Below are 13,062 nucleotides of genomic sequence, written 5' to 3' on the forward strand. Positions count from 1 at the left end.
GCGTGGCGGCGGCCGGCGACGGGCCCTGGCTCGACGACGCGGCCGGACGGCTGGTGCGCCCGTTCACGATCAGCAACGGCCGCACCCGGCCCACCATCGCGCTGGACCTGATGTCACAGGTGAGAGACACCGGGGCCACCCCCCTCGGCTACCTCGGCCCCGAGCACGCACAGGCACTCGACCTGTGCCGCTCACCCGTCTCGGTCGCCGAGGTCGCCGCCCACCTGAAGCTGCCGGCGGCGGTCACCAAGGTGCTGCTGTCCGACCTCGTCGACTGCGGGGCGCTGACCACCAAGCCCCCCGAGTTCCACCACAACCCGACAGACCGGGCTCTTCTGGAGGCAGTGCTCGATGGACTACGACGACAGCTCTGAGTACGACGACACCTCCGACCCCTTTCCCACCGCTCTGAAGATCCTGGTCGCGGGCGGGTTCGGGGTCGGCAAGACGACGTTCGTCGGCGCGGTGAGCGAGATCGCGCCGCTCAGTACGGAGGAGCTGCTCACCACGGTCAGCGCCGCGACCGACAACCTCGACGGGATCGAGAACAAGGTCGAGACGACCGTCGCCATGGACTTCGGCCGGATCACCCTCGATCCGGAACACGTGCTGTACCTGTTCGGCACACCCGGGCAGGAGCGGTTCTGGTTCATGTGGGACGAGCTCTCCGAGGGAGCGCTCGGCGCGGTCATCCTCGCCGACACCCGCCGCCTCCAGGAGTGCTTCGCGGCCGTCGACTTCTTCGAGGAACGCGGTCTGGGCTTCATCATCGCGATCAACCAGTTCGACGGCGCCCACCGCTACGAGGCGGACGAGGTCCGAGCCGCCCTCGACCTCAACCCGGAGGTTCCGGTCGTCCGCTGCGACGCGCGCATCTCCGCCTCCGGCGTCCAGACCCTGCTCACCCTCGTCCGGCACCTCATCGCCCATGCCCCGGCCGCGCCCCAGCCGAGCCGCGGCGCCCACATGTGACACCCGCACACCAAGCACCGGAGCCGCATATGAAGCACGCCCACAGCCACGGAGTCCGCCCATGAGCTACGACCCGCCGCGTCCGGCCGGTCGACTGCTGCTCACGCCCGAGGACAAGGATGCTCCCGCCCGCAGCCTGAGGCTGCGCCGACTCGGACTCGGGGAGCAGCCGGAGCCCGCCCTCGACTCCTTCGCGGACCGGCTCGCCGAGGTGACCGGCGCGCCGTACGCCATGGTCAACTTCATCGACGAGCAGCGGCAGTTCTTCGCCGGGCTGCATACCCCGGCGGGCGGCGGGGCCGCCCGTGGCGGCAAGCCCGAGGTGGGCCGCCGGCTGGCCCGGGAGTACGGCTACTGCCCGTACGTGGTCGTACGGCGCAAGGCGCTGGTCCTGGAGGACGTACGCGACTACCCGAGGTTCGCTGGCAACCCGGTGGTCGACGAGTACGGAATCCGCTCCTACCTCGGTGCCCCGGTGATCGACACCGCCGGCATGGTGCTCGGCACGGTCTGCGTCGCCGACCTGGCGCCCCGGCCCTGGGGCAGGGCCGGCCTGGAGACCATCAAGGCGACGGCGGCCGACCTCGCCGGACGACTGGAACGCCGAGAGGCAGACGGGCTTCCGCTGTGAGCCCTGCGTCGCCATGAGCCGCCGGCCCTCGGGTTCCGTCAGGCGCCCCGCCAGATGTTGTCGAAGGCCTGCTTCTCGATGGTCCGGCGCTGCCGCACGGCCTCCAGTTCCGCCACCGCGTCACCGACCGCGGCCAGGACCGTCTCGGCCGTGTCCGTGAGGGGCGCAGAGAAGCCGTCGGCCGGCTCCTCGCGCAGACCGACGGTGGCGGCCAGGACGGCGAGGACCGGTTCGTCCGACGCCCAGCGTTCGCCGGCGTGCTGCCGGACCGGTGAGTCCGCGGGCTCCGTCCGGTCGGACCGGACCGCGAGGACGCGGCGGCGCGACCGGGTGATCAGCCCGTCGGCCTCCATGCGCGCGGCGTAGGCCGAGGACAGCCCCCGGCCGCGGCGCCACAGCCAGTCCTCCACCGACTCGTACGGCTGCACCCGTACGAGGGAAGACGCGGCCTCCGCCAAAAGGTGGTCGTCCGGTGTCGGCGGCAGGCGGGGGACGATGCGGTCGTCCTCGACGGAGAGCGCCTCGGCCTCGACCAGGTCGATCAGTTCGGCCCCCGCGAGGGCGAGCGACAGATCGCCCTGTCCCACGGGGCGCACGGGCGTCACGTCCAACGAGACGATCATCAGATCCTGTGCTGTGGTCATCAGTGGCTCCAGGTCGGTCGGCCGTGCCGTGTCCAGCGTGACACGTGAAGGAAAGCTGCGGCGCCGCTTAAGAAATCCTCGATGGACCCGGGGCCCGCGGTACGGCAGATTGCTGATCACATCCACTCCTCTCCCGGCACGGGGTTACTCAGCACGTCCGCGCCCGGGACCTCACCCACGGGAGCCGTAGCGTGAAGGCGCTGATCAAGGAGAAGGCGGAGCCGGGGCTGTGGCTCGCGGACGTCCCGGAGCCCACGGTCGGCCCCGGAGACGTACTGATCAAGGTGCTGCGCACCGGCATCTGCGGCACGGACCTGCACATCCGGAACTGGGACGGCTGGGCGCGGCAGACGATCCGCACCCCGCTCGTCATCGGCCACGAGTTCGTCGGCGAGGTCGTCGGGACGGGCCGTGACGTCACCGACATCGGGATCGGCGACCGGGTCAGCGGCGAGGGCCATCTGGTGTGCGGCAAGTGCCGCAACTGTCTCGCCGGACGACGTCACCTCTGCCGGGCCACGGTGGGGCTCGGCGTCGGCCGGGACGGGGCGTTCGCCGAGTACGTCGTGCTGCCCGCCACCAACGTCTGGGTGCACCGCATCCCCGTCGACCTCGACGTCGCCGCGATCTTCGACCCGTTCGGCAACGCCGTGCACACCGCGCTGTCCTTCCCGCTGGTCGGGGAGGACGTGCTGATCACCGGGGCCGGTCCGATCGGGCTGATGGCGGCCGCGGTGGCCCGGCACGCCGGGGCCCGCAACGTCGTCATCACCGACGTGAGCGAGGAGCGGCTCGAACTGGCCCGCAAGATCGGTGTGAGCCTCGCGCTGAACGTGGCGGAGACGCCCATCGCCGACGGGCAGCGCGAGCTCGGCCTGCGCGAGGGCTTCGACGTCGGTCTGGAGATGTCCGGCCGCCCCGAGGCGATGCGCGACATGCTCGCCAACATGACGCACGGCGGCCGCATCGCCATGCTCGGCCTGCCCGCCGAGGAGTTCCCGGTCGACTGGGCCCGGATCGTCACCTCGATGATCACCATCAAGGGCATCTACGGCCGGGAGATGTTCGAGACCTGGTACGCGATGTCGGTCCTCCTGGAGGGTGGCCTCGACCTCGCCCCGGTGATCACCGGCCGCTACGGCTACCGCGACTACGAGGCGGGTTTCGCCGACGCGGCGAGCGGCCAGGGCGGCAAGGTCATCCTCGACTGGACTGCGTGACCTTCCTTTCGTTTCAGTCCCTTTAGGAGCTTCCCGATGTTCGACTCCGTCCGCGACGACCTGCGCGCCACCCTCGACGAGATCCGCGCCGCCGGTCTGCACAAGCCCGAACGCGTCATCGGCACCCCACAGTCGGCGACCGTCGCCGTCACCGCGGGCGGCCGCCCCGGCGAGGTGCTCAACTTCTGTGCCAACAACTACCTCGGTCTCGCCGACCACCCCGAGGTGATCGCCGCCGCCCACGAGGCCCTCGACCGCTGGGGCTACGGCATGGCGTCCGTGCGCTTCATCTGCGGTACGCAGGAGGTGCACAAGGAGCTGGAGGCGCGGCTGTCCGCCTTCCTCGGCCAGGAGGACACGATCCTGTACTCCTCCTGCTTCGACGCCAACGGCGGCGTCTTCGAGACGCTGCTCGGCCCGGAGGACGCGGTGATCTCCGACGCCCTCAACCACGCGTCGATCATCGACGGGATCCGTCTGTCCAAGGCCCGCCGCTTCCGCTACGCCAACCGTGATCTGGCCGACCTGGAAAGGCAGTTGAAGGAGGCCGACGAGGGCGGTGCGCGCCGCAAGCTGATCGTCACCGACGGCGTCTTCTCCATGGACGGCTATGTCGCCCCGCTCGCCGAGATCTGCGACCTCGCCGACCGCCACGACGCCATGGTCATGGTCGACGACTCCCACGCCGTCGGCTTCGTCGGCCCCGGCGGCCGCGGCACCCCCGAGCTGCACGGCGTGATGGACCGCGTCGACATCATCACCGGCACCCTCGGCAAGGCCCTCGGCGGCGCCTCCGGCGGTTACGTCGCCGCCCGCGCCGAGATCGTCGCCCTGCTGCGCCAGCGCTCCCGGCCGTACCTCTTCTCCAACACCCTCGCCCCGGTGATCGCCGCGGCCTCCCTGAAGGTGCTCGACCTGCTCGAGTCGGCCGACGACCTGCGCGTACGGCTCGCCGAGAACACCGCGCTGTTCCGCCGCCGGATGACCGAGGAGGGCTTCGACATCCTGCCCGGCGACCACGCCATCGCACCGGTGATGATCGGTGACGCGTCCAAGGCGGGCCGGATGGCCGAGCTGCTGCTGGAGCGCGGGGTCTACGTGATCGGCTTCTCCTACCCGGTGGTGCCGCAGGGGCAGGCCCGTATCCGCGTGCAGCTGTCGGCCGCGCACTCCACCGACGACGTCAACCGCGCGGTGGACGCGTTCGTGGCGGCGCGGGCCGAGCTGGAGGCCTGAGCACCCCCGCATACCTGGGAGAATCGGCCCCGTGATCGAAGCGCGGCGGCTCCACATCCTCCGTGCGGTGGCGGACCACCGCACGGTGACGGCCGCTGCCGCCGCGCTCTACCTCACCCCGTCGGCCGTGTCGCAGCAGCTGACCGCCCTGGAGCAGGAGACCGGCCACCGTCTGGTGGAGCGCGGCGCGAAGGGCGTACGGCTCACCCCGGCCGGCGAGATCCTGCTCAGCCACACCCACGCGGTCCTGGCCCAGCTGGAGCGGGCCGAGGCCGAGCTGGCCGCGTACAGCTCGGGCGCGGCCGGCACGGTCACCGTCGCCTCCTTCGCGACCGGCATCGCGCTGGTCGTCGCACCCGCCGTGGCCCGCCTCGCCGAGACCTCGCCCGGCATCCGGCTGCGCGTCCAGGACGCCGAGGGCGACGCCAGCCTGCCCATGGTCCTCGACCGGCAGGTCGACGTCGCGGTCGCCGTCGAGTACCGCGGCGCCCCACCCGCCGACGACCCCCGCCTCACCCACGTACCGCTGTACGCCGAGCCCTTCGACGCGGTCGTCCCGGTCACCCACCGACTGGCCGACGCGGCCGAGGTACCGCTCGCCCAGCTGGCGAAGGACGCGTGGATCGGGCCGTACCCCGGTAACCCCTGTCACGACGTGGTGGTGCTGGCCTGTGAGAGCGCCGGTTTCCAGCCACGCCTCGAGCACTCCTCGGACGACTTCCGCGCCGTGGTGGCCCTGGCATCGGCCGACGCGGGGGTGGCGCTCGTGCCGCGGTCGGCGCTGCACGGCATGGACCTGACCGGCGTGGTCGTCCGCCCGGTCGACGGCGTCGCTCCCACCCGGCGGGTCTTCGCGGCCATCCGGCGCGGAGCGGAGCAGCATCCCCTGATCCAGCCCGTCCTCGCTGCGCTGCGCGAAGCCGCCGAGGGATAGGAGGGGGGCGGGAACCGGCCACCCCGCGCGCGCTGTCTGGGTTTGCATGCGTGTGACGATGATCCTTCCGGCCCTGACCGAGGCGACCGGCCCGCTGTTCCGGCCCATCAAGTACTCGCTGTTCCCGCCCCTGGGCCTGGCGACCCTGGCCGGCTACCTGGACCCCGACGACGAGGTCACCCTCCACGACGAACACGTGGAGCGCGTCGATCTGGAGGCCCTTCCGGCCCCTGAGCTCCTGGTGATCCAGCCCTACATCACCTCCGCCCGCCGCAGCTACGAGATAGCCGACCACTTCCGCGCCCGGGGGGGGGTCCACGTGGCCATGGGCGGCCTGCACGTCACCTCCCTCCCCGACGAGGCCGCGGCCCACGCCGACACGATCTTCACCGGCCCCGGAGAGGACACCTGGCCCCTGTTCCTCAAGGACTTCCGCGACGGCGTCCCCGCCCGCCGCTACGACTCGACGCGGCGCACCCTGGCCGGACTCCCGCCGGTGCGCCGAGACCTGATCAAGCGTCACCTCTATCTCGTCCCCAACTCGATCGTGGTCTCGCGCGGTTGCCCGCACCACTGCGACTTCTGCTACAAGGACGCCTTCTTCGAGGGTGGCAAGTCCTTCTACACGCAGGCCGTCGACGACGCCCTCTCCGAGATCGACCGCCTGCCCGGCCGCCATCTCTACTTCCTCGACGACCACCTCTTCGGCAACCGTCGTTTCGCTCAGTCCCTGTTCGACGGCATGAAGGGGTCGGGGCGGCTGTGGCAGGCGGCGGGCACGGTCAGCTCCGTACTGAGGCCGGACCTGTTGGAACGGGCCGTGGAGGCGGGACTGCGCAGCCTCTTCGTCGGCTTCGAGACCGTCAACGACGCCAACCTCGCCGAGCGCCGCAAGAACCAGAACATCGGCACCGACTACGCGGCGGCGGTACGGCGCCTGCACGACGCCGGCGTCATGGTCAACGCCAGCTTCGTCTTCGGCCTCGACCAGGACGGTCCGGACGTCTTCGACCGGACGGTGGAGTGGGCCGTCGAGCAGGGCATCGAGACGGCGACCTTCCACATCATGACGCCGTACCCGTCGACCGGTCTGTGGAAGCAGCTGGAGGCCGAGGACCGCATCGTGCACCGCGACTGGGACCTCTACGACACCCGGCATGTCGTGCACCGCCCCAAGGGGATGACCCCCCGTCAGCTGGAGGACGGCTACTGGCGGGCCTACCGCGACTTCTACCGCTGGTCGAACATCTGGCGCGGCTCGGCGGCCCAGCCAGGCCGGCCCGAGCGGCTGCGGCACCTCGCGTACGCGGGCGGCTGGAAGAAGTTCGAGCCGGCCTGGGACCTCCTGATCCGCTCGAAGCGCGTGGTGCGGGCGCTGCCCGCGCTGGAACGCACCCTGGCGGCTTTCGGGGGCCGTGAGTGACCGGAAACACTCCCTCTTGCGTCTCGAATGCGGGATAACATCCCGAATATGAAACAGAATGTGTCCGCTCCGGACCCCGTCGACACCCGGCTCGGCGCCCGCCTGGCCGAGCTGCGGGCCGAACGCGGCTGGTCCCTGGGAGAGTTGGCGGAGCGCAGCGGCGTCAGCCGGTCGACCCTCTCCCGGGCCGAGCGCGCGGAGATCAGCCCCACGGCCTCCCTGCTCAACCGCCTGTGCGCGGTCTACGGACGGACCATGTCGCGGTTGCTCAGCGAGGTGGAGGCGGAGCCGGCGCCGCTGGTGCGCGCCGCCGACCAGCAGGTGTGGGAGGACCGGGCCTCCGGCTTCCTGCGGCGGTCCGTGTCCCCTCCGCATCCCGGGCTGCGCGGCGAACTCGTCGAGGGACGGCTCGCCCCGGGCGCCGACCTCGTCTACGACCGACCGCCCGTGCCCGGCCTGGAACAGCACATCTGGGTGCTGGCCGGCTCCCTCGCCGTCACGGCACAGGACGTCGAGCACACCCTGGACGCGGGCGACTGCCTGCGGCTGCGGGTGTGGGGGCCGACGCGGTTCCGGTGTGCGGGTGAGGGGGAGGCGCGGTACGTGCTGGCGGTGGTGCTGCCGTGACCGTGACCGTTCGATCGGTCGACGCACTCCAAGTGCGCCTGCTCGCGGAGGAATTGGCGGACCTGCTGACCGATACCGTCCACGGCGGCGCCTCGGTCGGGTTCCTCGCGCCGCTCGACCGCGCGGTGGCCGTCGCCTGGTGGAAGGAGCGCGCTGCCGCCGTGGCCGCGGGTGACCTCGCGGTGTGGGTGGCCCGATTCGACGACCGGCTGGTCGGTACCGTCAGCCTGGCCTTCCCCGACAAGCCCAACAGCCGTCACCGCGCCGAAGTCGTCAAGCTGATGGTGCACCGCGGCGCCCGCGGACTCGGTCTCGGTCGTCGGCTCCTGACCACCGCCGAGGAGTTCGCCGCCGCGGCCGGCCGAACCCTCCTGCACCTGGACACCGAGTCCGACAGCCCCGCCGAACGGCTCTACCGCTCCGCCGGATGGACCCGGGCGGGGGAGATCCCCGACTACGCGGCGAGCCCCGACGGGGTGCTGCGGCCGACGACGCTCTACTACAAGTCCATCACCCGGTGATTGTCAGTGGCAACGGCTACGGTGCGTGTCATGCCCGATGCCGAAGACGTACGCAGAGTCGCCCTCTCCCTGCCGGACACCACGGAGAAGGAGGCATGGAGCATGCCCACGTTCCGGGTCGCGGGGAAGATGTTCGCCACCTTGCCCGAGGAGGAGACCTCCATCGCCGTGCGCTGCCCGAAGGAGGAGCGCGACGAACTGGTCCTCGCCGAGCCGGAGAAGTTCTGGATCGCCGACCACGAGGCGCAGTTCGCCTGGGTGCGGGTTCGCCTCGTCGCCGTCGAGGACGAGGCGGAGCTGCGTGACATCCTCGCCGACTCCTGGCGCCAGGCGGCCCCGCCCCGCCTCCTCGACGCCTACCCCGAGCTGGGCCTGCCGACCGCGGAATAAACCGGTGCGCGATCACCGAGCCGAGTGCGGTATTGTTTCCATGCGCGCTCGGCCAGGGGAAACCCCAGGTCAGACGGGCAACGGGACGTGGCGCAGCTTGGTAGCGCACTTGACTGGGGGTCAAGGGGTCGCAGGTTCAAATCCTGTCGTCCCGACGGTGCGAAGGGTCTTCGTGGGCGAGAGCCCGTGGGGGCCCTTTTCGTATGGCTCGATTCTCAGCGGCGCGGCGCGATGGAGTTCCGGGGCAGTACTCGGCCTGACAACTGCCACTCGGGGTCGAGGCCGATGCCCAGGCGGTCCAGGACCGTGGGGGCTATGTCGACGAGCCGGGGATCGTCCAGGCGGGTGCCGGCCGGCGTCCCGGGTTCGGCGAGGATGACGAAGACCTCCCGCTCGGCACGCGTGTCGCCGCCGTGACCGCCGGAGTCGAGATGGCCGTGGTCCGTGGTGACCAGCACGGTCCAGTGCTCGTCGGTGCGGCCGGGACGGGAGCGGCGGGCTTCCACCGCTTCCAGGAGGCGGCCCAGGTGGGCGTCCTGGTCCCGCAGAGCCCGGTCGTAGGCGGGACTGAGGGGCCCTGTGTCGTGACCGGCCTCGTCGGTGGCGCCGAAGTACACGAACACGGCGTCCGGGTCGTCCTCGGTGAGCCGGCGCAAGGCGTGGTCGGCGACGAGGGCGTCCGAGGGACCGTAGCCGTCGCGGTCGCCGTCGTGGTGCACCAGGTGGCCGATGGCGGAGCCGAGCGTGCCGCGGCGTACCAGTTCCGCCCAGGACACCGCGGCCGCGGTGCGCAGACCGGGCCGGAGGGTGGCCGCGCGGGTGAGGAAGTCGGGGTACCGGAGGTAGTCGGCTCCGGTGAAGTCGTTGCCCCTCACGCCGTGCCGGTCGGGCCACACCCCGGTGAGCACGCTCGACCAGCCGGGCCCGGAGTCGGTGTAGGCCATGCTGGTCGTCGGCCCGTGGTCGGCCTGCCCGTCCGCCTCGCCGTAGGGCAACAGGCTGGTGCCGTGGGCGCCCGAGGCCATGAGGCCGTGCAGGACGGGCGCGACGGACGGCGAGCGGATCAGCCGGTCGTAGCGCAGCCCGTCCATACCGACGACGAGCACCTTGCCGTGCGGGCGGCGGTGATGCGCGCGGGACATGGCGGAACTATAGAGGCACACGGCCCCGGCACCGCCGCTGTGCCGCCGGCAAGGTGCACGTCTCAGTCCACGATCAACCCGGCCGCCGCCGGTGCCCGCCCGACGATACCGCCGTCGAAGTTCCCCTCGACCTCCGCCTTCTCGGCCGCGTTCGGATAGGGGTTGGTGCACGCGGTGCCCGCGCTGGAGCCGGACATCAGGCTCGAGCACGGGCCGGGCTTGCGGTCGGGCAGACCCAGGATGTGCCCGAGTTCGTGGGCGGAGATACGGACCGTGTCGTAGCCCTGGTCGACGGCCTGGCGCCCGATGTAGACGGTTCCGTTGCCCGGAGTCGTGGGCAGGGCACGCGGCCAGCCGTTGTCCGCGAGTACCCGGATGTTCGCGCGTTGCCCGGCGGCGGCCGGCCGCAGCTCGACGGCGTCGACACTCTCGTTCCAGATCGCCGCGCCCCGGTCGACCGCGCTCCTGAACTCCGCGGAGCCGCCGGCGTCGTAGGTGAGGACCCGGGCGGCGACGGGGGCGCCTGCCACGTCAGGGGGAGCGGCCACGGCCTGGCCGCCCGTCAGGGGCAGGGACACCATCAGGACCGCGGCCAGGCCGCCGGTCAGCGTACGGACGTGCATGATCGACCTCCTCGTGGGGGCAGGGGGGTCGTGCTCATGACATTATCCGCAGGCGGGGCGCGGATGTTCCTTCCTGGCGTCCGCGAACAACGCCAACATTCGATATTTCGTACACAGTTCGAAGTTTCGTTGCCGAAGATAGAGTCGCGCTCCAGGCGCGTCAACCCCTTTTGGCCGGGGGCTTTGTCTCGGGGGAATGGTGACCCCGTAACGGGTTGGCGTCTTCAACCCCGCTCTCGTGGCGCGTTATTCAACCGTGACGACTTCCCGTTGCAACACTCTTGACCGCCATGAATTGTTAGCGCTCACAATGACGTCCGCATTCATCAGTCGGCAGCCGACGACATCCGAGGAGGTGTGACCGTCGTGACCGTAAGGCCCCCGTTCCCCCTCCCGGCCGAGTCGGCCTCAACCGCGGACGACCGCCGTGGAGGTGCCGCAGTGGCGCCGGTGCGGCTTCGGCGGCCCACCATGGCCGACGTCGCGCGACTGGCGGGCGTGTCCCACCAGACCGTGTCCCGGGTGCTGGGCGACCACCCCAACGTCCGGGACGAGACCAGGGTGAAAGTGCTGCGGGCCATCGAGGAGATGGGCTATCGTCGCAACTCCTCCGCCCGAGCCCTGGCCACCCGACGCACCCGCACCCTGGGTGTGGTCGCCTCCGACACCACCCTCTACGGCCCGGCCAGCACCCTCTTCGCGCTGGAGGAGGCTGCACGGGCCCAGGGCTACCTCGTCTCCACGGTCAGCCTGCGAAAGCTGACCGTCGACACCCTCTCCGAGGCGCTGGACCACCTCGGAGACGGCGGGGTGGAGGGAGTCGTCGCCATCGCCCCCCAGCGGTCGGCGGTCGAGGCCCTCGCCGGACTGCGTCATCCGTTCCCGGCGGTGGTCGTGGGGAGCGGGCTCGGCGTGGACACCCCCTGCGTCACGGTGGACCAACACCTGGGCGCACGGCTGGCCACGGCACACCTGCTGGCGGCCGGGCACCGCACGGTCTGGCACCTCGCCGGACCCGAGGACTGGCAGGAGGCCGCCGACCGGGCGGCCGGCTGGCGGGCCACGCTCGAAGCGGACGGCATCGAACCGCCGTTGCTGCTGAGGGGAGACTGGAGCCCGCTGTCGGGCTATCGTGCCGGCCAGGAACTGGCAGGCTGGGTGGGACGGGGACTGACCGCGGTCTTCGTCGCCAACGACCAAATGGCACTGGGGGTGTTGAGAGCCCTGCGGGAGGCGGGGGTACGGACTCCGGAGGACGTGGCGGTGGTCGGCTTCGACGACATCCCGGAGTCGGAGTTCTTCGCACCTCCGCTCACCACGGTCCGGCAGGACTTCTCGGCCGTGGGCAAGCACAGCATCGCCCTGCTCCTCGACCTCATCGAGGGCAGGGAGATCTCCCAGACCCCCCGCATCGCCATCGAACCCCAACTCGTCGTCCGCGCCAGCACCTTCCCGCAGACGGCACAACGAGCCCCGCAACCGGGGGCGCCCCCCACCTGACGTGATACGGACCGTTGGTCTTACACACCCGTACGGTCGATATCTCGAACAATGATCGACAGGCTGGACGCAGTGCGGCCGGTCCCACGAGTACCTGGTCCATCCCGGGCCCGGCTCTTCAAAGGAGAAGAAACATGCTCAACAGAAGGAACTTCCTCACTGCGGCGGTCGGCGTTGCGGCTGCGGGCGGACTCGCGGCCTGCGCCAAGGAGGACAAGGCCTCCACCGGTACCTCCGGGGGCGGTGGCAGCAAGACCATCACCCTCGGCTTCTCCCAGGTCGGCTCGGAGAGCGGCTGGCGCAGCGCCAACACCGACTCGGTGAAGTCGGCCGCCAAGGAGGCCGGCTACAACCTCAAGTTCTCCGACGCCCAGCAGAAGCAGGAGAACCAGATCTCCGCGATCCGCAGCTACATCGCGCAGAAGGTGGACGTCATCGCCTTCTCCCCGGTGGTCGTCACCGGCTGGGACGCGGTGCTCAAGGAGGCCAAGGCCAAGAACATCCCGGTCGTCCTGACCGACCGCTCCGTCGAGACCTCCGACCAGTCCCTGTACGTGACCCTGGTGGGCTCCGACTTCACGGACGAGGGCCGGCGCGCGGCCAAGATCCTCGAGAAGGTCCTGGAGAAGGCCGGCCACAAGGGCGCCGTGAAGATCGCCCAGCTGGAGGGCACCACCGGTGCCGCCCCCGCGATCGAGCGCGCCAAGGGCTTCAAGGAGGTCATGGACGCCTCACACAAGGACGACTGGAAGATCGTCGTCAGCCAGACCGGTGACTTCACCCGCGCCGGCGGCAAGCAGGTCATGGCGGCCTTCCTGCAGTCCAACCCGGACATCAACGTCCTCTTCGCGCACAACGACGACATGGCCATCGGCGCCATCCAGTCCATCGAGGCGGCCGGCAAGAAGCCCGGCAAGGACATCCTCATCGTCTCGATCGACGGTGTGAAGGACGGCTTCGTCGCCATGTCCGAGGGCAAGATCAACGCCATCGTCGAGTGCAACCCGCTGCTCGGCCCCCAGCTGATGGACGTCGTGAAGAAGGTCAAGAACGGCGAGCCGGTCGAGCGCTGGATCAAGACCAAGGAGGGCGACTTCATGCAGGACCAGGCGAAGGCCGCGCTCCCCAGCCGCAAGTACTGACCGACCGCACCCACCGGCAGGGAGCCTCCGGCCGACCGAGAACGCCTCGGTCCAGGT

Annotated in this window: 15 protein-coding genes and 1 tRNA gene; 13 read left to right on the forward strand and 3 right to left on the reverse strand. The window is 70.8% G+C overall.

The features are described 5' to 3' along the window. Nucleotides 1-2: 2 nt before the first annotated feature. The 3 genes from IG99_RS13755 (at nucleotide 3) to IG99_RS13765 (ending at nucleotide 1,603) form a co-directional block, all read left to right on the forward strand. Entirely contained in the window at nucleotides 3-374 is a 372-nt protein-coding gene (locus tag IG99_RS13755; RefSeq protein ID WP_037673455.1) for a DUF742 domain-containing protein, read from the forward strand. Continuing rightward, nucleotides 352-972, forward strand: a complete 621-nt coding sequence (locus IG99_RS13760) for a GTP-binding protein (RefSeq protein ID WP_037673457.1) — start codon at nucleotides 352-354, stop codon at nucleotides 970-972. The genes IG99_RS13755 and IG99_RS13760 overlap by 23 nt, the downstream gene beginning before the upstream one ends. Before the next feature lie 61 nt (nucleotides 973-1,033). Continuing rightward, on the forward strand, nucleotides 1,034-1,603 hold the full coding sequence (locus IG99_RS13765; RefSeq protein ID WP_037673458.1) for a GAF domain-containing protein: 570 nt from the start codon (nucleotides 1,034-1,036) through the stop codon (nucleotides 1,601-1,603). Between the two features lie 38 nt (nucleotides 1,604-1,641). Here IG99_RS13765 and IG99_RS13770 read toward each other — a convergent pair whose 3' ends face one another. Next, the gene (locus IG99_RS13770; RefSeq protein WP_037673460.1) at nucleotides 1,642-2,247 is read right to left on the reverse strand and encodes a GOLPH3/VPS74 family protein; all 606 of its coding nucleotides are present in this window, start codon (nucleotides 2,245-2,247) and stop codon (nucleotides 1,642-1,644) included. A 191-nt stretch (nucleotides 2,248-2,438) separates the two neighbouring features. Here IG99_RS13770 and tdh point away from each other — a divergent pair, with 191 nt between their 5' ends. The 8 genes from tdh to IG99_RS13810 all read left to right on the forward strand — a co-directional run bounded on the left by tdh (nucleotide 2,439) and on the right by IG99_RS13810 (nucleotide 8,753). After that, on the forward strand, nucleotides 2,439-3,467 hold the full coding sequence (tdh, locus tag IG99_RS13775) for an L-threonine 3-dehydrogenase (protein ID WP_037673462.1): 1,029 nt from the start codon (nucleotides 2,439-2,441) through the stop codon (nucleotides 3,465-3,467). Nucleotides 3,468-3,503: 36 nt separating this feature from the next. Continuing rightward, nucleotides 3,504-4,703, forward strand: a complete 1,200-nt coding sequence (locus tag IG99_RS13780; protein WP_037673464.1) for a glycine C-acetyltransferase — start codon at nucleotides 3,504-3,506, stop codon at nucleotides 4,701-4,703. A 31-nt stretch (nucleotides 4,704-4,734) separates the two neighbouring features. Continuing rightward, on the forward strand, nucleotides 4,735-5,637 hold the full coding sequence (locus tag IG99_RS13785) for a LysR family transcriptional regulator (RefSeq protein ID WP_037673466.1): 903 nt from the start codon (nucleotides 4,735-4,737) through the stop codon (nucleotides 5,635-5,637). Between the two features lie 58 nt (nucleotides 5,638-5,695). After that, a complete protein-coding gene (locus IG99_RS13790; protein WP_234311843.1) occupies nucleotides 5,696-7,060 on the forward strand; it encodes a B12-binding domain-containing radical SAM protein in 1,365 nt (454 codons plus the stop codon). Nucleotides 7,061-7,108: 48 nt separating this feature from the next. Next, nucleotides 7,109-7,687: a helix-turn-helix domain-containing protein gene (locus IG99_RS13795; RefSeq protein WP_037673470.1), complete on the forward strand. Its 579-nt coding sequence runs from the start codon at nucleotides 7,109-7,111 to the stop codon at nucleotides 7,685-7,687. 2 nt (nucleotides 7,688-7,689) lie between these two features. Then, nucleotides 7,690-8,208 (forward strand): GNAT family N-acetyltransferase, encoded by a 519-nt coding sequence (locus tag IG99_RS13800; RefSeq protein ID WP_037673589.1) that lies wholly within the window; start codon nucleotides 7,690-7,692, stop codon nucleotides 8,206-8,208. Between the two features lie 30 nt (nucleotides 8,209-8,238). Beyond that, a complete protein-coding gene (locus tag IG99_RS13805) occupies nucleotides 8,239-8,598 on the forward strand; it encodes an MmcQ/YjbR family DNA-binding protein (protein WP_037673472.1) in 360 nt (119 codons plus the stop codon). 81 nt (nucleotides 8,599-8,679) lie between these two features. After that, nucleotides 8,680-8,753, forward strand: a tRNA-Pro gene (locus IG99_RS13810). Nucleotides 8,754-8,813: 60 nt separating this feature from the next. Here IG99_RS13810 and IG99_RS13815 read toward each other — a convergent pair. Beyond that, nucleotides 8,814-9,740: an alkaline phosphatase family protein gene (locus IG99_RS13815; RefSeq protein WP_037673473.1), complete on the reverse strand. Its 927-nt coding sequence runs from the start codon at nucleotides 9,738-9,740 to the stop codon at nucleotides 8,814-8,816. 62 nt (nucleotides 9,741-9,802) lie between these two features. Continuing rightward, on the reverse strand, nucleotides 9,803-10,363 hold the full coding sequence (locus IG99_RS13820; protein WP_037673474.1) for a snapalysin family zinc-dependent metalloprotease: 561 nt from the start codon (nucleotides 10,361-10,363) through the stop codon (nucleotides 9,803-9,805). 471 nt (nucleotides 10,364-10,834) lie between these two features. Here IG99_RS13820 and IG99_RS13825 point away from each other — a divergent pair, with 471 nt between their 5' ends. Both IG99_RS13825 and IG99_RS13830 read left to right on the forward strand, forming a co-directional pair. Next, nucleotides 10,835-11,863 (forward strand): LacI family DNA-binding transcriptional regulator, encoded by a 1,029-nt coding sequence (locus IG99_RS13825; RefSeq protein ID WP_037673592.1) that lies wholly within the window; start codon nucleotides 10,835-10,837, stop codon nucleotides 11,861-11,863. A 134-nt stretch (nucleotides 11,864-11,997) separates the two neighbouring features. Further along, nucleotides 11,998-13,005, forward strand: a complete 1,008-nt coding sequence (locus IG99_RS13830; RefSeq protein WP_037673475.1) for an ABC transporter substrate-binding protein — start codon at nucleotides 11,998-12,000, stop codon at nucleotides 13,003-13,005. The last annotated feature ends 57 nt before the right edge of the window (nucleotides 13,006-13,062 follow it).

It is taken from the genome of Streptomyces griseus subsp. griseus, assembly GCF_000720255.1.
Lineage (GTDB): Bacteria > Actinomycetota > Actinomycetes > Streptomycetales > Streptomycetaceae > Streptomyces > Streptomyces griseus_I.